A 19,703-nucleotide genomic window follows, 5' to 3' on the forward strand; every position below is an offset into this window, starting at 1 on the left:
TCCGTTCTGCCACCCGGCCCGCTCCCGGGCCGGGTATTCCTGTCAGGCGTTGACGCGCTCCACGGCCCCGCGGGGGTCGTCGCACACTTCGAGGATGGTCAAGAACCCACTGATCTCGAACACCTCGCGGATCGGATCACCGATCTCGCACAGCACCAGCCGCCCGCCGTTCTGCTTGACCTTCTTCGCGGTCATCAGCATCACGCGCAGCCCCGCGCTGGAGATATAGTCGACGTCACCAAAACGGATCACCAACGACGGATGCTCCTCCATCCGCTGGAACAGGTGGGCCTCGAATTCCGGCGAGGTGTTGCTGTCCAGACGCCCGGCCGGACTGACGACCAGCACGCCGTCGATCGTCTCTTCGTTGACTTGCATCGGTTCGCTTTGCCTGTGTTGTGTTGAATGGATCTCTCGCCCCGCAACTCGCCCCGCAGCAATCGGATCAGACCGGCTGCTTTCGCAGGGTCAGGCGATTGACGCCATCGGCGGATCGGTAGTCGATCTCGTCCATCAGCGTCTTCATGAAATGAATCCCCAGGCCTCCGACCTGGCGCGAATCAATATCGCCGTCAAGCTGGACCTCGGGGGCATCAGTCAGCGGATTGAAGGCCTGGCCATCGTCGGTGACCGTGATCGTCAACCCGTCATCCGCCTTGCGCAGGTCCACCTCGATGGTGTGGTCCGCGCCGTCATCGAAGGCGTAGGTGATCAGATTGGTCAGCCACTCGTCCAATACGAGATTGATCGGGTAGACCGAGGACATCGAGACACCCGCTTCCTCGCAGAAGGCCTCCACCTGCTCGGCCAGGCGCGGGATCTCCCGCAGTTCAGTCTGGATCCGAAAAGCCCGCTGCATCATGCACTCCCTGCTGGCGCTCGGCGAGCGAACGCCCGTCGAGTCAAAAGGTATTCGCGACGCTGGCAACCCCCGGCGCGCGCGAGCGCACCAGGCGCTCGACCACGTTCTTCAGATCCAGGGTCGAACGCGGACAACCCACGCAAGCCCCCTTCAGGCGGACCCGCACGGTGCGCCCGTCGAGCTCCACGAATTCGATATCGCCGCCGTCCTGCATCAGGATGCGCCGGGCTTCCTCGATGGCGGCACGCACCGCGTCCTCGTCAATCGGACCATCCGCCGGGACATCGGCCGCCTCACGCTCGGCGAAGGTCTGTGCCCGATCCAGGCGCAGGGCCAGTTCCGGATCGAGTTCCTCGATCGCGTCCAGTTCGTCCTCGCTGTACACGTGATCCGGGTCGTCGCTCAGCAGATGCGAGACATCCACCATCACCTGTGCCTTGTCGGGTCCCGCCATCGTCGGCCCTCCGCCTGATCGCATTTGCGCCAGTATAGCAACGGCCCGTTCCCGACCGGCCCGAAGCCGCACGCGCCAACCGGATTCCGGTGGCGCGACCGGCGGCCAGCGCAGGCGCATTCGCAGCCGGCGCAGGTCATCAGCATCCATACGCGCGGCATGCAACCAGAGCCGCCACAGCCGTTCGCCGTCTCGTTCGCGCAGCACCAGCAGGACCGTCCCGGCCAGGACCCGGCTGTCGGGCAACAACTCGACCCAGGTGACCTGCTCCTGACGCAAGCCTTCGCGCGTCGCGACCCAGGTATTCCCCTCCGGCGTCTGCCCCAGCCAGGCCCAGTCCGGGGTCTGATGACGCCGCTGCCACCACCAGCCGATGACCGTCAGGCCCCAGACCGGCAGCAGCATCCACAACGGGCTGTAGACCAGCACAAAGCCGGAAACGGCCACGACCAGCAGGATCTGCCCGGCCAGCGCGAGCCGCGGCAAAACGGGGTCAGGGTGCAGGCGCAGCCTGAGCGGCGGCGCGGATCGCCGGGACAAGCCGGGCTATCCCGTCATCCACCGTGGTTTGGCGCCCCATGACCACGTCCAGCAGCACGTTGTCGGGGTAGTCGAGCAGGCGCTCGAAGGCATCGCGACCCTCCTGGTCCAGTTGCGCATATCCCTGCGCGAGAAACTGCCCGAGCAGCCAGTCATTCTCCAGCATGCCGCGGCGGCAGCGCCAGCGGGTTCGGCTGTCGGGCTCCATCACCCAAAAACCCCGCCAGCCCCCCTGTAGGAGCCTGCTTGCAGGCGAAGCCTCTGCCCGCGTCTGGCTTTGGCGGGGGCATTCGCCTGCAAGCAGGCTCCTACGGGGGCTGAACCGCCGTTTTGTAGCAGGAGGCTCACAGCGATTTCTTGAGCATGGTGCGGCGGATATCGCCGATCGCCCGGCTGGGGTTCAGGCCCTTCGGGCACACCTGCGTGCAGTTCATGATGGTGTGGCAGCGATAGAGCTTCCAGGCATCATCCAGCTGTGCCAGCCGATGATCGGTGGCCTCGTCGCGACTGTCCTGGATAAAGCGCGCGGCCTGCAAGAGCGCAGCCGGCCCCAGGAACTTGTCCGGATTCCACCAGTAGGACGGACAGGCGGCGGAACAACAGCCGCACAGGATGCACTCGTACAGACCGTCCAGCTGGTCACGATCCTCAGGGCTCTGCTTGCGCTCGACCTCGGGCTCCGGGCTGTCGTTGACCAGCCAGGGCTCTGCTCTTCGGTACTGCTCCCAGAAATTGTCCATGTCCACGATCAGGTCACGGATCACCGGCATCCCCGGGAACGGGCGCAGCGTGACCGGCGCCTCCAGATCCGCGAGCGGCGTGATGCAGGCCAGGCCGTTCATGCCGTTGATGTTCATGCCGTCGGAGCCGCAGACCCCGTGCTGGCAGGAGCGGCGAAAGCCCAGGGAATCGTCCTGCTCCTTCAGCAACAGCAGCGCATCCAGCAGCATCATCCCCGGCTCGACCTGGTCGTCGGGCAGGGTAAAGCGCTGCATCTTCGGCAGCGTGTCCGTCTCCGGGTTGAAGCGGTAGATCGAGAATTCCATCCGTCTGTTCCTTCAGCGCGTGTCGCTGCGATTCGCCGCGCGAACCGCAACCCGCGCCGCATTGCATTCCCGGCGGGCCATCAGTACACCCGCTCCTTCGGCGGGAACGAGGGCACGGTGTTCGGCTGTGTGCGCACCGGCTTGTAGTCGAGGCTGTCGTCCGCCAGCGAGTACAGGCTGTGCTTGAGCCAGTGCTGATCGTCGCGCTCGGGGAAGTCGATACGCGAATGCGCCCCGCGGCTCTCCTCGCGCCCCAGCGCAGAGCGGATGGTGGCGATCGCGCAATCCATCAGGTTCTCCAGCTCCATCGCCTCCACCCGGGCGGTGTTGAAGGTGGCCGAGTGGTCCGCGATCACCGCGTGATCCAGGCGCTCGCGCAGGGCACGGACCTTCTCCACCCCCTCGCGCATCACCTCGTCGGTTCGGAACACCGAGCAGTGGTCCTCCATCACCTTGCGCAGTTCGCGCTTCAGCGGTTCGACCTGCTCGGCGGAGCCGTCGCCCGGGTCCTTGCGGTCCCAGCGCGTCAGTCGTGCCATCGCCTGCTCCACCGCCGTCTCGTCCAGCGGCCGGTGGTAGTGGTTCTCGCGCAGGTATTCGAGGATATGGTTGGCCGCCGCACGCCCGAACACCAGGATGTCCAGCAGCGAATTGCCGCCCAGGCGGTTGGCCCCATGAACGGAGACACAGGCGGCCTCCCCGGCCGCGTACAGCCCCGGCACCGGGTCCTCCGGGGTGTCCTTGACCGGCGCGACCACCTGCCCGAAGCGGTTGGTCGGGATGCCGCCCATGCTGTAGTGGCAGGTCGGGAACACCGGGATCGGGGCCTCGATCGGGTCCACGCCGAGGAAGGTCATGCTGGTCTCGCGGATGCCCGGCAGGCGCTGCATGATCGTGTCCGCGCCCAGATGGCGCAGATCCAGCAGCACATGGTCCGCATTGCGCCCGCAGCCGCGGCCCTCGCGCACCTCGGTGGCGATGGAGCGGCTGACCACGTCGCGCGAGGCCAGGTCCTTCGCCCGCGGGGCATAGCGCTCCATGAAGCGCTCGCCCTCGGAGTTGATCAAGTAGCCGCCCTCGCCGCGTGCGCCCTCGGTAATCAGCATCCCGCGCCCGGCGATCCCCGTCGGGTGAAACTGGACAAACTCCATGTCCTCCAGCGGCACCCCGGCGCGCAGCGCCATCGCCATCCCGTCGCCGGTGTTGATCAGCGCGTTGGTCGTGGTGCGGAACAGCTGCCCCACCCCGCCGGTGGCGATCAGCGTGGTCTTCGCCTCGATCACGATCGGCTCGCCGGTCAGGATCTCGAAGGCCAGCACACCGAGCACGAAACCCTGTTCGTCACGCAGCAGGTCCACCGCGAAGTACTCGTCGAAAAAATGCGTGCGAGCACGCAGGTTCTGCTGGTACAGCGAATGCAGGATCGCATGCCCGGTCCGGTCAGCCGCCGCACAGGTACGCGCCGCCTGGGTCTGGCCAAAGTTCTGGCTCTGCCCGCCAAAGGCGCGCTGATAGATATTGCCGTTGTCCAGACGCGAGAACGGCACGCCGAAGTGATCCAGCTCGTAGACCACCTTGGATGCGGCGCGGCACATGTACTCGATCGCATCCTGATCGCCCAGATAGTCCGATCCCTTCACGGTGTCGAACATATGCCAGTGCCAGGAGTCCGGCAGCACGTTGGCCAGGGCGGCGTTCACGCCGCCCTGCGCGGCCACCGTATGCGAGCGCGTGGGAAACACCTTGGAGACCACCGCCACCTTGGCATCGCCGTTGGACAGCTGCAGCGCGGCACGCAGGCCCGCGCCGCCGGCGCCGATGATCAGCGCGTCGAATTTGCGCCGCGTCAGGTTCATGCAAGCCCCGTTCGAATCAGGAGGAAAAGAGCCCACAGGCCCAGAAGGATGAGCGCGCCCGCACCGAGGGTCAGCACGGTCAGGCGCAGTGCCAGTGGCTTCACGTAGTCGAGCACGACATCGCGCAGCCCGATCCACGCATGCAACAGCAGCAGCACGACAAACAGCGCACTGCCCAACGCCACAGCCGGGTGCGCGATTACCGCCACCCAGGCCGCGTGATCCGATGGAGGGGCGATCAGGAAATAGCCCAGCACCAAGATCACGAACAGCCCGACATAGACGGCCGTGATGCGCTGCAGCAACCACGCGCCCTGCCCCGACAGCAGTCTCACAGGATCAGCCCCAGCCAGACGGCAAGCGTGGCGAAGATCGCGGCATACAGGGCATCGCGGGCGGTGCGCAGCGAGCCGGCCCGATCCTCCCCGATGCCGAACTCCATCAGCAGAAAGCGAATCCCGGCGAACAGGTGGTGCAACAGCCACCACAGCCCGATCAGCAGCAGCGCCAGCCCGACCGGGTGACCGATGATGGCCGCCACCTGAGCGAACCCCTCGGGACTGGCCAGCGAGCGGTCGAGCAGCCACAACAAGACGGGGATCGACAGGATCAGAAAGATCCCGGTAATACGGTGCAGGATGGAAACCACGGCATTCAGCGGAAGGCGGATCTTGCGCAGATCCAGGAAAACGGGCCGTGCCGGAGAACTCATGCCACCCCCAAAACCGGATGATAAAAAATGTCGGGCTGACACCCTGCAAGAGGTTCGTCTACTATCGACCCGCTTGGTTCAGCCGGTCGCCCGACCTGTGTTGAGCTTACCACCTCAATCCGCCGCCGTGGGTCCTCGAGGCCGCCAGCCGACCGGGCACACGACGCGAGCGCTGTCACAGGAGCGTTTTCGATGCGCGAAGACTGGAAGAATCACCTGATCGACGCCGGGGCCGAGTTCGAGGACGACGACCTCGTGCACTACGGCAACCCCGAGCGCGAACGCCGCATGGCGATCAATGGCGAGGTGATCTGCGACCTGTCCCATCGGGGCTTGCTGGAGGTCCGCGGGGACGACGCGACCGAGTTCCTGCAGGGGCAGTTCGGCAACGACATCACCCAGGTCGATGCCAGCCACAGCCAGATTTCCAGCTATTCCAGCCCCAAAGGTCGGGCCTATGCGGTGTTCCGCGTGCTGCGCACTGCGGACAGCTATCTGCTGGAGATGCCGGCCGACCGCATCGAGGCCATCGCCAAGCGGCTGCGGATGTTCGTGCTGCGGGCCCATGTGGTGATCGAGCGCGCCGACGACTCGCACATCCACTTCGGGCTCTCCGGCCCCGACGCGGAATCCGAGCTGAACAACGCACTGGGGGTCTGCCCCGCGAACGTGGACGACGTGGTCGAGAAAGACGGCGTGACCGTCGTGCGCGTAAACGGCGTGCACCCGCGTTTCGAGCTGTTCGGCGAGCTCGAACCGATGCGCACCGCCTGGGACAAGCTGAACGTGCGCTCGGGCCCGGTGGGGCCGCGCGAGTGGGCATTGCTCGACATCCTCGCCGGGATGCCGACCGTGGTCGAGGCGACCAGCGAGCTGTTCGTACCGCAGATGCTGAACCTGCACGCGCTGGGGGCGATCAACTTCGAGAAGGGCTGCTACCCGGGACAGGAGGTGGTGGCCCGCATGCACTACCTCGGCAAGCTGAAACGGCGCATGTTCCGCTTGGCGATCCATGCCGCGGAGCCACCGCAGCCGGGCTCGCCGGTGTATCGCGCCGACGGCAACCCGGAGCAGGCGGACGGCGAGATCGTGGCCGCCGAGCTGCACCCGGACGGGCTCTACTCGGCTCTGGCGGTGGTGCAGGTGGCGGCCGCCGAGGGCGAGCTGCACTGGGGGTCACCGGATGGCCCGCGGGCGGAGGTCGTCGACCTGCCCTACGCGGTACCGGAAGGAGCCTGAGCCATGCGATTCCTGTTCTTCTTTTTCGTCCTGATCCTGCTGGCGCTGTGGGCGGCCTTCTTCAGCCGCCCCAACAACCCGACGCTGTCCAACTGGCTGTACGTGCTGGCCGGGGTCCTCGCCGTGCTGTTCCTGATCGGCTACCTGCGCCTGGACGGGGTCATATAGCGCGGGCGCGTCACGAAGAGCGCCCTGCGCTATTCGTAACCTCGGGCTATTCGTGGATGTAGTCGACGACCTCGAGCCCGAAACCGCCCAGGCCGTGGAAGCGCTTGGGCGCGGACATCAGCTTCATGCGGCCCACGCCGCAGTCCGCCAGAATCTGCGCACCAATGCCGTACATGCGCCACTCGGCCGAATTCTCGCGCCCGCCGCGCTCCTCCTGCTGAGGCTGCCCAAGCTGTTCCAGGCGCTGCGCCAGGGCCTCGGCACTCTCGTGCTTGCGCAGCACCACCACGACCCCCTCGCCCGCCTCGTCAATGCGGCGCAGGGCGTCGTCCAGCGGCCAGCCACGATCGGGGCCGGCGTAGCCGAGGGTGTCATGCAAGGTGTTTTCCAGATGCACGCGCACCAGAGTGTCCTGCTCCGGCTTCGGCTCGCCGCGCACCAGCGCAAAGTGCAGCTGGTGGTCGACTTCGTCCTGGAATGACAGCAGGCGAAACTCGCCATGCGCGGTCGGGAACGGGCGCTCCGAGACGCGCTGAACGGTCTTCTCGTTCTCGATACGGTAGCGGATCAGGTCCTCGATCGTGCCCATCTTCAGGTCATGTTCGGCACAGAAGCGCTCGAGGTCCGGGCGCCGCGCCATGGTGCCGTCCTCGTTGAGGATCTCGACGATCACCGCGGCCGGCTCGGCGCCGGACAGGCGCGCGAGGTCGCAGCCGGCCTCGGTGTGGCCGGCGCGCACGATCACCCCGCCCGGCTGCGCCATCAGCGGAAAGACATGCCCCGGCTGGACGATGTCGTCCGGCTGCGCGTTCGGCGCCACGGCCGTGCGGATGGTATGCGCGCGGTCATAGGCCGAGATGCCGGTGGTCACGCCCTCGGCGGCCTCGATGGACAGCGTGAAGTTGGTGCCATGCACGTCGTTGGTGTCGGTCACCATCAGCGGCAACGCGAGCTGCTTGCAGCGCTCGCGGGTCAGCGTCAGGCAGATCAGCCCGCGGCCATACTTGGCCATGAAGTTGATGTCCTCGGGGCGCACATGCGAGGCAAGCATCAGAAGATCGCCCTCGTTTTCGCGGTCCTCGTCGTCGACGATGACCACCATGCGCCCGGCCTGCAGTTCCTCGAGGATGGTTTCGGTATTGGAAAATTCCATGCGTGCCTTCGGTCGGGGGCCGTGCGCTCAGTCGCGCGGCCCGGAATGATTGGGAAAGCCCTGTGCGGCCAGCCAGGCTTCGGACAGATGGCCGGCGTCCGTGCCCGGCTCCGCCGCACGCTCGCCGAGCATCAACCGTTCCAGATAACGGGCGATCAGGTCGACCTCCAGGTTCACCGGCGTACCCACGGCGTAGACGGAGAAGCGGGTCAGCGACCAGGTGTGGGGGATGATGTTGACCTCGAATTCGGCCCCGTCGACCCGGTTCACGGTCAGGCTGGTGCCGTCGATGGTGATCGAGCCCTTCGCCGCGATGTAACGCGCCAGCGCGGCGGGGGCGCGAAAGCGCACGCGGGTGGAGCGCGCGTCCGGCTCCATCGCGATCACCTCGCCCACGCCATCGACGTGGCCCGAGACCATGTGCCCGCCGAGGCGATCGCCCAGGGCCAGCGCCCGCTCCAGGTTGACCCGGTCGCCAGGCCCCAGGGCCCCCAGTGTGGTCACGTCCAATGACTCGCGCGAGACGTCCGCAGCGAAGCCCCCGGTGGTCAGGTCAGTCACGGTAAGACACACGCCATTGACAGCGATGGAGTCACCCAAACGAGTGTCGGACAGGTCCATCCCCGGCGCATTCACGTAGAGGCGCACGTCGCCCCCACTGGGCGTCAGACGATCCAGGTTGCCAAGGGTCTCGATGATTCCGGTGAACATGGGCCTTGTTTCGGTTGCAGGCCACCCCGGGAGGGGGCGCCGCGAACCGACCATCTTAGGGAAACACTAGTGAATTCGCACCACTGGGTTACGGGTGCCGGGGCCTTGCCAGGCAAATCCCCACTAATGTGCGGTGCCCTGGCGGCGCGGGCGCGCGCGCAGGCGCAGGCTATCACCCACCCAACGGCTCTCGAGGATCTCCAGCTCCGCACGCTCGTCCATGCGCGCCAGCGGCCATTCAACCAGCGGGCGGGCGCTCGAGCCCAGCAGCAGTGGCGCCTGGTACAGCAGCCACTCGTCCACCCAGCCCCCGCGGGCCAGCGCCCCGGCCAGACCCGGTCCGGACTCCACATGCAGTTCGTTGACCTCGGCACGCGCCAGCTCCGCCAGCACCTCTCCAAGGTCCAGCCCACCGTCGGGCGAGTCGCTGGCCAGCGCGATCGGCCGCACATCGGCGCCATGCCCACGCAAGGTATCGGCTGCCGGCGAGCGTGCTGCATCCGGACCGGTCAGGATCCAGACGGGGCCGCTCTTCAGGATCTGGGCGCCGGGGGGCGTGCGCAGCCGGGCATCCAGGATCACCCTGAGCGGTTGCCGGGTGGACAGGTCCGAGTAGTGCGGGTCATCGGGAAAACCGGCCTGCGCGGCCAGCTGGTGCGGCTTCAGGCGCACGGTCAGGCGCGGGTCGTCGGCCACCACGGTACCGCTGCCGGTCAGGATCGCCCCGGCGCGCGCCCGCCACAGCTGCACGTCGCGACGCGCCGCCTCGCCGGTAATCCAGCGCGACTCGCCCGAGGCCATCGCCGTGCGGCCGTCCAGGCTCGCCGCGAGCTTGATCCGGACCCAGGGGCGTCCCTGCTCCATGCGCTGGACAAAGCCCGGGTTCAGCGCCCGCGCCTCGGCCTCGAGCACGCCGGTTTCGACCTCGATCCCGGCCGCGCGCAGCGCCTCCATGCCGCCACCACAGACTTGCGGATTGGGGTCCTGCATCGCGATCACCACCCGGGCCACGCCGGCCTGGATCAGTGCCTCGGTACAGGGGGGGGTACGGCCGTGGTGACTGCACGGCTCGAGCGTTACGTAGACGGTGGCGCCGCGCGCGGCTTCGCCGGCCGCGCGCAAGGCGTTCACTTCGGCATGTGACTCGCCGGCGCGCCAGTGCAGCCCCTCGCCGACGACCTCGCCCTCGCGCACCAGCACGCAGCCCACCCGAGGATTGGGATCGGCGCTGAAGCGGCCAAGATCGGCCAGCTCCAGCGCCCGCGCCATGTGACGCCGGTCCTCCACCGCCTGCTCGTGTCCCGGCTGTGCCATCAACTGCCCTCCTGCGAATCGCCCGGTGCGGAGGCGTCCGTGTCGGCGAGTCCCTCATCGATCAGGCGCAGCTGCGAGCGACGCATCTCCGGTGTCAGGTCATCCTCGAGGCGCTCGATGGCCTCGCGGAAGGACTGCACGCTGGCAAAGCTCAGATAGATGGAGGCAAAACGGATATAGGCCACATGGTCCAGGGCATGCAAGGCCGCCAGGACCATCTCGCCAATGCGGTCGGACTTGACCTCGGGGGCCGCCAGGGAGGCGAGCTGCCGCTTGATGTCGTCGATCACGCGTTCGACATCCTCGGTCTTCACCGGGCGCTTGTGCAGCGCCCGGCGCAGACCGCTACGCAGCTTGTCCTCGTCGAACGCGACCCGTTCGCCGGAGCGCTTGACCACCCGCGGCAGGCTGAACTCCGCCCGCTCGAAGGTGGTGAAGCGCGCCCGGCACTCGCGGCACTCGCGCCGACGCCGGATCTGTTCCTGCTCCGGACCGGCCGTGCGCGAGTCGACCACACGCGTGTCCTGAGCACCACAGGCCGGGCAGCGCATGGCGAGCCGCCGCTACGTCGCGTTATTCGGCCGCGCCGTAGACCGGGAACCGACGGCAGATCTCGACGACCTTGGCGCGGGTCGCGTCGATCACCTGCTCGTTCTCGTGGTCATCCAGCACGTCGGCGATCCAGCCCGCCAGCTCGCGCGACTCGGCCTCGGTGAAGCCGCGGGTCGTGAGCGCGGCGGTGCCGATGCGGATACCGGAGGTCACGAACGGCGACTGCGGGTCGTTCGGCACCGCGTTCTTGTTGACCGTGATATTGGCGCGGCCGAGCGCGGCGTCCGCGGCCTTGCCGGTCATACCCTTGGAGACCAGGCTCAGCAGGAACAGGTGGTTGTCGGTGCCGCCGGAGACGATGTCATAGCCGCGCTCGACCAGGACCTCGGCCATCGCGCGGGCGTTGGCGATCACCTGCTTCTGGTAGGTCTTGAATTCCGGCTCCAGGGCCTCCTTGAACGCCACCGCCTTGCCGGCGATCACGTGCATCAACGGACCCCCCTGGGTGCCGGGGAAGATCAGCGACTGGAACTTCTTGTTCAGCTCCGGCTGACCCTTGGAAAGGATAAAACCGCCACGCGGCCCGCGCAGGGACTTGTGCGTGGTGGAGGTGACCACGTGGGCATGGTCGATCGGATTCGGGTATTCGCCGGCGGCGATCAGCCCGGAGACGTGGGCCATGTCCACCATCAGGTAGGCGCCCACGGAATCGGCGATCTCGCGGAAGCGCTTCCAGTCGACCACGCGCGAGTAGGCGGAGAAGCCGGCGACGATCATCTTCGGCTGGTGCTCGGTGGCCAGGCGCTGGACCTCGTCGTAGTCGATCAGGCCCTCGTCGGTGATGCCGTACTGCACCGCGTTGTAGATCTTGCCGGAGAAGTTCGGCTTGGCGCCGTGGGTCAGGTGCCCGCCGGCGTCCAGGCTCATGCCGAGCACGGTGTCATGCGGCTGCAGCAGGGCCATGTACACGGCCGCGTTGGCCTGCGAGCCGGAATGCGGCTGCACGTTGGCGTAGTCGGCGCCATAGAGCTGCTTGAGTCGGTCGATGGCGAGCTGCTCGACGATGTCCACGTACTCGCAGCCACCGTAGTAGCGCTTGCCCGGATAGCCCTCGGCGTACTTGTTGGTCAGCACGGAGCCCTGGGCCTCCATCACGCGCGGGCTGGTGTAGTTCTCCGACGCGATCAGCTCGATGTGCTCTTCCTGGCGCTGCGCCTCCTTGCTGATGGCGCCCCAGAGTTCGTCGTCGTAGCCGTGGATGCTCATGTCGATCGAAAACATTCGGATCTCCCGTTTCATTACTTTCGTGGATTCGGTTTCCCGGCGCGCCGATTCACCGGCGCAGGCCTGGGAAGGGGGAAACAAAGACGCGTAATGATAGGGGATGCGGGGCTTTTTTTCAGGCGACCACGCCGGCAAGGCCCCGCCACCCGCGATTCGGCACGCCACGCAATACCGACATTATTTCCTTTTTTTCAACCACCTAGACGAGTTTCCGTTCTTTCACGAGACCGGTGCGGTAGCGAGGCCAACCGATGCGCCCCGTACTCACCATTAGTGTCCTGTTTCTTTACACCCGATCTCGAACCGGCGTGGAAGCCGGCATACGGCCACCGCCCTCTAACCACGTGCGCACTAGGCCTGTCATCCAAATGGATGCCCAACCAGCGTCACACTTTTTTACACCCATACCCTTCGCGCCATGCTCGAGCGCATGGACATTCGCCTATCCATATGTTTTTGCGTGTGGATTCTTTGTACCGAGCCCGCATGGCACCTTTTCTGCATACCCCTGCATGCACAAGGACCGGATGGGCCGGATCCGCGCAAGCTACCCAGGGGGCTATTCCCAGGGAAGGTGCATCGAATGAAACCCATACGCATTACACCCTATTTCGCGAGTGCCGCCCTGTTGCTGGGCCTGGGCCTTTCCGGCGCCGCACAGGCTTCGTTTATTAGCTGCGAAAGCCTGGACGGGGGCCTCGAGGATCGCGTTACCAGCAACATCGGCTGCCAGGTACTCCAGCCGCTCGATGGCAATGCGAACGACCCTGTGGGCGGCGACTCAGCCAACTGGATCGTCAACACCGCCGGTGGCACGGGTTTTTTTGGTATCAGCGACTGGCAGTTCGATGGTCGCTGGGAAGACCCGCCCGACAGCAACGGCGATCCGCTGGAATTTGATCCGGCGGACCCGACACTCAACCTGGTCACCCTGAATGGCCACTCTCTGAGCGGCACCTGGACACTCGATCCGAGCTTCGTCTACGGAGACCTCCTGTTCCTGTTCAAGGACGGCGGCAACACGAACCTGGTTGGCTATCTGATGACCGGTTACAGCGGCTCCTATTCCACGCCCTTCAGCCGACCGCCGTTCCCGCTGCCGGGGGCAGGAAACGACCGCGACATCTCCCACGTCAGCATCTACTACCGCCCCGGCGGCCGTGTCCCCGAACCCCACACTCTGCTGCTATTGGGTCTGGGTCTGGGCTTGCTGGGTATCGTCGTCCGCCGCAAAGCGCGCAGGGACACGATGGCAGCCTGATCACCTCCTGCTCGGCTTCGGCATGATGGCGCCCAGGTGGCGCCATCATTGCGTTCAGGCTCCCCGATCCACAATGAATCGCTGGCCTCGACCGGACATGTCCGGTTTTTTTACATCTTGGCTATACCCCGCGACCGCCTCCTCAAAGCAATTCCCGCAAGCGGTTGTTTCAGCAGCCGAATCCCCCATCTCGTCGAACATGGCACGAAGCGTGCTGCATTCCCGCCTTGTGAGTGATGGCACTTTCGGACGATCCCCGTCCCCGCCGCATTCATGAGACACCATGGAGGGACTTTCGTCCCATGGAGATAAGCCCGATGTCATGCAAGCCTTTGCCCTCGTTCCTGGCCGGGACGTTGCTCCTGTTGACCCTGTCGCTTTCCGGGGCCACCCAGGCCGCACTTCTCGATTGCAGTGCCCTGTCCGGCAACGTCGGCGACAAGGTCAGCAACAATATCGGCTGCCAAATTTTGTCGCCTTTGGATGGTGCGGCCACCGACTCCACCACCGGGGACCCCTCCAGCTGGCTGGTAAATACCGCGGGCGATACCGGGTTCTTCGGGATCAGCGACTGGCTGTTCGACGGCCGCTGGACCTCCCCCGGGTCGAACAGCTCGACCCTCGCCAGCTTTGATGGCAATCGCCACAACGGGCAATGGAGCCTCGATTCCGAATGGGACTATGAAGACCTGCTGTTCGTGTTCAGCCATGGCAACGGCACCAACCTCGTCGGGTTCCTGATGACCGGAATGAACGGGGAATACAGCTCACCCTTTACCCAACCGCCCTTCAACTATCCGGGTGCGGCTACACGCAACATCTCGCATATCAGCGTCTATTACCGTTCGAGCGCGGTCGGCACCGTCCCCGAACCGAAGACGATGCTGCTGATGGGCCTGGGGCTCGGCCTGCTTGGGCTGATACTTCGCCGAAACCGGCTTCAGGGGTCCCGTTTTCCGGCCTAGCCGAACACACCGCGGCCCGTCGCCGCGCGCCATAAAGGGCACGCCTGTCGGGCGTGTCCTTGATCCTGCTTGAAGAGGGTCCTGCACAGGACCGCGGATATCCAAAGGCGGGGCTGCCCCCATCGTCCCCGCCCGCAGGCACAATCGACCTGAATGCGAACGTGCTATTTGATCGACGTCTCCCTAGAATCCTCGGCACTGCCGCGATTCGTTCCCGGCAATACCCCGGAGGGCGTATGAATCGATCCAGTGTGACGAGGACCGACCGGCGATGGCTGCAACGGCTGCTGCCAGTGCTCACCCTGGTCAGCCTGCTGCTGGCCACCACCACACAGGCCGAATCGCGCTTCATCAATATCGGCACCGGCGGGGTCACCGGCGTGTATTACCCGGCGGGCCAGCACCTGTGTCGTCTGTTCAACACCCGCCGCGACGAGCACGGGATGCGCTGCACGGCGGAGAGCACCGGCGGGTCCGTGTTCAATCTCAACATGATCCGGTCGGGCGACATGGACTTTGGCGTCGCGCAGTCGGACCTGCAGTACCACGCCTATCGGGGCTCCGGGCGTTTCGAGGCGTTCGGCCCCGCCCCCCATCTGCGCGCGGCGTTCAGCCTGCATGCCGAACCCCTCACCCTGGTAGTGCGACCTGACGCAGACATCGAGGGGCTGGATGACCTGCCCGGCAAACGCGTCAACATCGGCAACCCGGGCTCGGGCCAGCGCATCCTGATGGAAGAACTGATGGAGGCGCTGGGCTGGGACCAGGACACCTTTCGCCGGGTGAGCGAACTGCCCTCGCGCGAACAGGCCCAGGCGCTGTGCGACAACCGCATCGACGCCTTTGTATTCTCGGTCGGCCACCCCTCGGCCGCGATCCAGGAGCCCATCGCGACCTGCGATGCGCGGCTGGTGTCGATCGAAGGCGCGACCGTCGACCAGCTGGTCGAGGACACCCCCTATTACCTGCGCGCCGTGATCCCCGCCGGCACCTACCCGGGCCAGGGCGACGACATTCACACCTACGGTGTCGGTGCCACGCTGGTGACCTCGACCCGCACCTCGGAGCGCGCGGTCTACGAGATCACCCGCGCGGTGTTCGAGAACTTCGAGACCTTTCGCGGCCTGCATCCGGCCTTTGGCCCGCTGGAGCGCGAGACGATGGTGGACGAAGGACTATCGGCCCCCCTGCATCCGGGGGCTCAACGCTATTTCCGTGAAGCGGGGCTGATCGAATGAGCGAGACCAGGGGGACTACCGGGGAGGCCACGGAACCGGCCGACAACGCGGCCGAGACTGCTCAGGAACTGGAGTCCGGTGCGCGTCACCCGGGGCGCGGCACACGCAGCCTGATCTGGCTGACTGCAGTGGCCTGGTCGCTGTTCCAGATCTGGATCGCCTCACCCCTGGGCGACTGGCTGGATTTCTTTGTCGTCTCGGATACCGAGGCGCGCTCGATCCACCTGGCCTTTGCGGTATTCCTGGCCTACCTGCTGTTTCCGGCGATCCGCCCGGGCACGCGCCACGTGTCCTGGTCGCGCGCCATTGGCGTGACCTACGCCCTGGGCGGGCTGATCCTGATGGCGTTCGGGATCTGGCAGTTGCTGGGTCTGGAGCGCCTGGCCGAGGTCTACGTAATCATCGGACTGACCCTGCTGGTGATCGCATTGCCGCTGCTGCGCGGCCATGACCCGATCCACCACATACCGCTGACCGACTGGATGTTCGCGGCGATCGCGGCCTTCAGCGCGCTGTACCTGTACCTGTTTCATGCCGAACTGGCCGATCGCCCCGGGGCGCCCTCGGACGTCGATCTGATCGTCGCCGGGATCGGCCTGATCCTGCTGCTGGAGGCCACCCGGCGGGTACTGGGTCCGGCGCTGACGATCATCGCCGCGATCTTTTTGTTCTACACCTTCGCCGGCCCGATCATGCCGGACATCATTGCCCATCGCGGCGCCAGCTATCCCCGCGCGATGGCGCAGCAGTGGCTGTCCAACGAGGGGGTGTTCGGGATCGCGCTGGGGGTCTCGACCAGCTTCGTGTTCCTGTTCGTGCTGTTCGGCGCGCTGCTGGAGCGCGCCGGGGCAGGCGACTACTTCATCCGGGTCGCGTTCTCCCTGCTCGGGCACATGCGCGGAGGCCCGGCCAAGGCGGCCGTAATGGCCTCGGGGATGACCGGGGTGGTGTCGGGTTCGTCCATCGCCAACGTCGTCACCACCGGGACCTTCACCATCCCCCTGATGAAGCGGGTCGGCTTCAGCCCGCACAAGGCCGGGGCCGTCGAGGTGGCCAGCTCCGTGAACGGACAGCTGATGCCACCCGTCATGGGGGCCGCCGCGTTCCTGATGGTCGAATACGTCGGCATCCCCTATGTCGAGGTCCTCAAGCACGCGATCCTGCCGGCCCTGATCGCCTATATCGCGCTGATCTACATCGTGCACCTGGAGGCCTGCAAGAACGGCATGGAGGGCCTCAAGCGCGCTACCGTCACCACCTGGCGCGGCCGCCTGATCAGCTTCGGGATCACGGTCTCCAGCCTGGTCATACTGGCGGGCGCCGTCTACTGGGGGCTTGGCTGGATCAAGGACGTGGCCGGCGACGCGGCCGCCTGGATCATCGCCGCCCTGCTGTTTACCGCCTACCTGGTGCTGCTGTGGATTGCCGCTCATGAACCGGAAGCGGCGCCACTGGATACCGAGCGTCCGCTGCCGCGCGTGCTGCCCACGGTGCTGGGCGGGCTGCACTACGTGCTGCCGCTGGTGGTACTGGTCTGGGCGCTGGTCGTGGAGCGCCTGTCGCCGGGGCTTTCGGCCTTCTGGGCCGTCGCGTTCATGATCTTCATCGTGCTGACTCAGCGGCCACTGGTCGCACTGTTCCGGCGCCAGGGCCGGCTCGCACAGGCGGCCTGGGTCGGCGTATGGGAGCTGTTCCAGGGTTTCGAGACCGGCGCACGCAACATGATCGGCATCGGTGTCGCGACCGCAGCGGCCGGGATTATCGTCGGTACCGTCGCGATGACCGGGGTCGGGCTGGTGCTGACCGACCTGGTCGACACCCTCTCTGGCGGCAACCTGCTGCTCGTGCTGTTCCTGACCGCGCTGATCAGCCTGGTGCTGGGCCTGGGACTGCCGACCACCGCGAACTACATCGTGGTCGCGACCCTGATGGCCCCGGTGATCGTGGAGCTGGGCGCCCAGAACGACATCCTGATCCCGCTGATCGCCGCGCACCTGTTCGTGTTCTACTTTGGCATCATGGCGGACGTGACACCCCCGGTGGGGCTGGCCTCGTTCGCCGGAGCGGCCGTGGCGAAGGCGGATCCGATCCGCACCGGGATACAGGCCTTCGCCTACAGCCTGCGCACCATCGCGCTGCCATTCTTCTTCATCTTCAACAGCCAGCTGCTGCTGATCGGCGTGGACAACGTGTTCCAGTTGCTGCTCGTCTTCCTCGGCTCGCTGGCCGGCATTCTCCTGTTTACCGCGGCGACCCAGGGCTACTTCCTGACCCGGAGCCGCCGCTGGGAATCGGCGCTGCTGCTGGTCAGTGCGTTCGTGCTGCTGGCCCCGACCGTACTGATGGATCGGGTAGCAGAGCCCCATGAGCGAATACCAGCCGAACAGCTGTTCGAGGTCGTCGAGACCATCCCGGATCGCGAATCCCTGCGGGTGGAGGCCACCGGTATCGACCTGGAGGGCCGTGAGATCACCCGCACCGTGATGTTCCCGCTGGGCGACCCGGATCTGGAGCCGCGCGAACGCCTGTCCGATGCCGGCCTCGACGTCTCCTTTGACGAAGACGCGGAAAAGGCCCGCATCCAGACGGTTGCTTTTGGCAGTCCGGCCGGCCGGGTAGGCTTGGAAGGCGGCTGGACGATCACCAGCGTGCTCGTGGAGACCGACCGTCCCAGCCCCTACTGGTGGTACCTCCCGGGTCTCCTGCCGGCGCTGCTGGTGGCCTGGAACCAGCGCCGCCGCGAGCCGCCCTCCGGGCCGACCGCGGCGGCACCAGCGCTCAGCGCCTGACGATCCACGCGACAGGAGAACGGTACTATGGAACAACCCAAATACGGCTTTAACGTGATTCTGAGCGTCCCGATGGATACGGCTATCGAGCGCACGACGGCGGCCCTCGGCGAGGAGGGCTTCGGCATCCTCAGCGAGATCGATGTAGCCGCCGCCTTCAAGAAGAAGCTGGATCTCGATCATCGTCCCTACCGCATCCTCGGCGCGTGCAACCCGCATCTCGCGCGTCATGCCATTGAGGCCGATCCCAACATCGGGCTGCTGTTGCCCTGCAACGTCCTGGTGCAGGACAACCAGGACGGGACCTGCACCGTCGGTTTCATGGACCCGGTCGCGGTGATGGCCCTGGTGGACAAACCGGGCGTCGAGGCCCTTGCCAGCGATGTCCGGGAACGCCTCGAACGGGTCCGCCAGGCACTGGAAGCCGGCTGAGCCTGCCGCCCGGTGAGAGACACCAAAGACCATGCCGCGCCGCTCGCGGAGGCGATCCGCGAGGCCAGCGTGGCAGGGAACCGAATCGCCCTGCGCGGCGGTCGCCAGCATGGTGATCAGAGCTTCCCCGACGGCATCCCCACCGGCGTACTCCAGCTGGAGAGCCACGAACATCGGGGGATCGTGACCCTGGAGCCGAGCGAACTGGTCGTCACCGTGCGCAGCGGCACCCCCGTGGTCACCCTGGACCAGGCCCTGGACGAGGTCGGCATGATGCTCCCCTTCGAACCCGCGCTGGGCGCCCCCGAAGCCACCGTCGGTGGCATGGTCGCACTGGGCATGTCGGGACCGCGCCGCCCGTGGGCCGCCGCACTGCGCGATGCCGTGCTCGGCACCCGGGTCGTGAACGGACGCGGCGACATCCTGCAGTTCGGCGGCCAGGTCATGAAAAACGTCGCAGGCTTCGATGTCTCGCGCCTGATGTGTGGCAGCCTGGGCGGTCTCGGGCTGATCCTGGAGACCAGCTTCAAATTGTTGCCGCGACCGGCCTGCGAGCGCTACCTGCAGCGCGAGGATGATACTGAATCGTTCATCGCGCGCTGCAGCGCCTGGGGCCGCACCGGGTGGCCATTCTCGGGCATCGCCTGGCACGACGGCGTCACCCATATCCGTCTTGGCGGCGGCGAGGAAGCGGTGGACGAGGCCATCCAGCGTATCGACGCCGAACCGGGCGACCCGGCCCGGGGCTTCTGGAGCGCACTGAGGGACCGCAGCCTGCCCCTGTTCACGGACGAACTGGCCGCCGGGGCCCGGCTGTGGCGGATCAGCCTGCCACCGGCGACGGAACCGCTCGCGCTGTCCGGCGAGTGGCTGCTGAACTGGGGCGGCGCGGAGCGCTGGCTGCGCACGACGGAACATCCCGAGACCGTGCGCCGCGCCGTAACCGACGCCGGCGGGCACGCCCGCCTGTGGCTCGGCGACGCCCCGGGCGTGTCCCGCCTGCACCCGCGCGGGGAGGCGCTGGAGGCCCTGGAAGGCCGCCTGCGCGAGGCCCTGGACCCGGACGGCGTCTTCTTCGCCCCCCTGCTGCCGAACCCCCGTTCCCGCCGGCCGCGCACGACCTAAGC

The 19,703-nt window shown here is 66.5% G+C and carries 21 protein-coding genes; 8 read left to right on the forward strand and 13 right to left on the reverse strand.

The window, feature by feature from the left end:
• Positions 1–42: 42 nt before the first annotated feature.
• The 8 genes from TK90_RS09400 to sdhC all read right to left on the reverse strand — a co-directional run bounded on the left by TK90_RS09400 (position 43) and on the right by sdhC (position 5,470).
• The gene (locus TK90_RS09400) at positions 43–378 is read right to left on the reverse strand and encodes an STAS domain-containing protein (RefSeq protein ID WP_012983239.1); all 336 of its coding nucleotides are present in this window, start codon (positions 376–378) and stop codon (positions 43–45) included.
• A gap of 67 nt (positions 379–445) precedes the next feature.
• Positions 446–859, reverse strand: a complete 414-nt coding sequence (locus tag TK90_RS09405; protein WP_012983240.1) for an ATP-binding protein — start codon at positions 857–859, stop codon at positions 446–448.
• Between the two features lie 43 nt (positions 860–902).
• Positions 903–1,856 (reverse strand): NifU family protein, encoded by a 954-nt coding sequence (locus TK90_RS09410; RefSeq protein ID WP_041444261.1) that lies wholly within the window; start codon positions 1,854–1,856, stop codon positions 903–905.
• Positions 1,810–2,064, reverse strand: a complete 255-nt coding sequence (locus TK90_RS09415) for a succinate dehydrogenase assembly factor 2 (RefSeq protein WP_012983242.1) — start codon at positions 2,062–2,064, stop codon at positions 1,810–1,812. Before TK90_RS09415 ends, TK90_RS09410 begins: the two co-directional genes overlap by 47 nt.
• Positions 2,065–2,200: 136 nt before the next feature.
• On the reverse strand, positions 2,201–2,902 hold the full coding sequence (locus TK90_RS09420; protein ID WP_012983243.1) for a succinate dehydrogenase iron-sulfur subunit: 702 nt from the start codon (positions 2,900–2,902) through the stop codon (positions 2,201–2,203).
• Positions 2,903–2,982: 80 nt separating this feature from the next.
• Positions 2,983–4,758, reverse strand: a complete 1,776-nt coding sequence (gene sdhA, locus TK90_RS09425) for a succinate dehydrogenase flavoprotein subunit (protein WP_012983244.1) — start codon at positions 4,756–4,758, stop codon at positions 2,983–2,985.
• The gene (gene sdhD, locus TK90_RS09430) at positions 4,755–5,093 is read right to left on the reverse strand and encodes a succinate dehydrogenase, hydrophobic membrane anchor protein (RefSeq protein WP_012983245.1); all 339 of its coding nucleotides are present in this window, start codon (positions 5,091–5,093) and stop codon (positions 4,755–4,757) included. The genes sdhA and sdhD overlap by 4 nt, the downstream gene beginning before the upstream one ends.
• Positions 5,090–5,470, reverse strand: coding sequence for a succinate dehydrogenase, cytochrome b556 subunit (gene sdhC, locus TK90_RS09435; RefSeq protein ID WP_012983246.1), 381 nt, complete (start codon positions 5,468–5,470; stop codon positions 5,090–5,092). Before sdhC ends, sdhD begins: the two co-directional genes overlap by 4 nt.
• A 192-nt stretch (positions 5,471–5,662) precedes the next feature.
• On the opposite strand from sdhC, the gene TK90_RS09440 reads away from it, so the two are divergent.
• Both TK90_RS09440 and TK90_RS15265 read left to right on the forward strand, forming a co-directional pair.
• A complete protein-coding gene (locus TK90_RS09440; protein ID WP_012983247.1) occupies positions 5,663–6,709 on the forward strand; it encodes a folate-binding protein YgfZ in 1,047 nt (348 codons plus the stop codon).
• Positions 6,710–6,712: 3 nt separating this feature from the next.
• Positions 6,713–6,877: a hypothetical protein gene (locus TK90_RS15265; protein ID WP_012983248.1), complete on the forward strand. Its 165-nt coding sequence runs from the start codon at positions 6,713–6,715 to the stop codon at positions 6,875–6,877.
• A 46-nt stretch (positions 6,878–6,923) separates the two neighbouring features.
• Here TK90_RS15265 and ribBA read toward each other — a convergent pair whose 3' ends face one another.
• From ribBA to glyA, 5 genes are all read right to left on the reverse strand, one after another.
• On the reverse strand, positions 6,924–8,030 hold the full coding sequence (ribBA, locus tag TK90_RS09445; protein WP_012983249.1) for a bifunctional 3,4-dihydroxy-2-butanone-4-phosphate synthase/GTP cyclohydrolase II: 1,107 nt from the start codon (positions 8,028–8,030) through the stop codon (positions 6,924–6,926).
• Between the two features lie 27 nt (positions 8,031–8,057).
• A complete protein-coding gene (locus TK90_RS09450) occupies positions 8,058–8,741 on the reverse strand; it encodes a riboflavin synthase (RefSeq protein WP_012983250.1) in 684 nt (227 codons plus the stop codon).
• A gap of 123 nt (positions 8,742–8,864) precedes the next feature.
• A complete protein-coding gene (gene ribD / locus TK90_RS09455; RefSeq protein ID WP_012983251.1) occupies positions 8,865–10,055 on the reverse strand; it encodes a bifunctional diaminohydroxyphosphoribosylaminopyrimidine deaminase/5-amino-6-(5-phosphoribosylamino)uracil reductase RibD in 1,191 nt (396 codons plus the stop codon).
• Complete coding sequence (gene nrdR, locus TK90_RS09460) at positions 10,055–10,606, reverse strand: transcriptional regulator NrdR (protein WP_012983252.1); 552 nt, start codon at positions 10,604–10,606, stop codon at positions 10,055–10,057. The genes ribD and nrdR overlap by 1 nt, the downstream gene beginning before the upstream one ends.
• 22 nt (positions 10,607–10,628) lie before the next feature.
• Positions 10,629–11,888, reverse strand: coding sequence for a serine hydroxymethyltransferase (gene glyA / locus TK90_RS09465; RefSeq protein WP_012983253.1), 1,260 nt, complete (start codon positions 11,886–11,888; stop codon positions 10,629–10,631).
• A 586-nt stretch (positions 11,889–12,474) separates the two neighbouring features.
• Between glyA and TK90_RS09470 the strand changes: the two genes are divergently transcribed.
• The 6 genes from TK90_RS09470 (at position 12,475) to glcE (ending at position 19,701) form a co-directional block, all read left to right on the forward strand.
• Positions 12,475–13,152, forward strand: a complete 678-nt coding sequence (locus TK90_RS09470) for a PEP-CTERM sorting domain-containing protein (RefSeq protein ID WP_012983254.1) — start codon at positions 12,475–12,477, stop codon at positions 13,150–13,152.
• Positions 13,153–13,484: 332 nt separating this feature from the next.
• Positions 13,485–14,117 (forward strand): PEP-CTERM sorting domain-containing protein, encoded by a 633-nt coding sequence (locus TK90_RS09475; RefSeq protein WP_017925658.1) that lies wholly within the window; start codon positions 13,485–13,487, stop codon positions 14,115–14,117.
• 236 nt (positions 14,118–14,353) lie between these two features.
• Positions 14,354–15,355 (forward strand): TAXI family TRAP transporter solute-binding subunit, encoded by a 1,002-nt coding sequence (locus tag TK90_RS09480; protein ID WP_012983256.1) that lies wholly within the window; start codon positions 14,354–14,356, stop codon positions 15,353–15,355.
• Positions 15,352–18,144, forward strand: a complete 2,793-nt coding sequence (locus TK90_RS09485; protein WP_012983257.1) for a TRAP transporter permease — start codon at positions 15,352–15,354, stop codon at positions 18,142–18,144. Before TK90_RS09480 ends, TK90_RS09485 begins: the two co-directional genes overlap by 4 nt.
• A 27-nt stretch (positions 18,145–18,171) precedes the next feature.
• Positions 18,172–18,576: a DUF302 domain-containing protein gene (locus TK90_RS09490; RefSeq protein ID WP_012983258.1), complete on the forward strand. Its 405-nt coding sequence runs from the start codon at positions 18,172–18,174 to the stop codon at positions 18,574–18,576.
• A gap of 12 nt (positions 18,577–18,588) precedes the next feature.
• On the forward strand, positions 18,589–19,701 hold the full coding sequence (gene glcE, locus TK90_RS09495) for a glycolate oxidase subunit GlcE (RefSeq protein WP_012983259.1): 1,113 nt from the start codon (positions 18,589–18,591) through the stop codon (positions 19,699–19,701).
• Positions 19,702–19,703: the final 2 nt, after the last annotated feature.

Source organism: Thioalkalivibrio sp. K90mix (genome assembly GCF_000025545.1).
Taxonomy (GTDB): domain Bacteria; phylum Pseudomonadota; class Gammaproteobacteria; order Ectothiorhodospirales; family Ectothiorhodospiraceae; genus Thioalkalivibrio.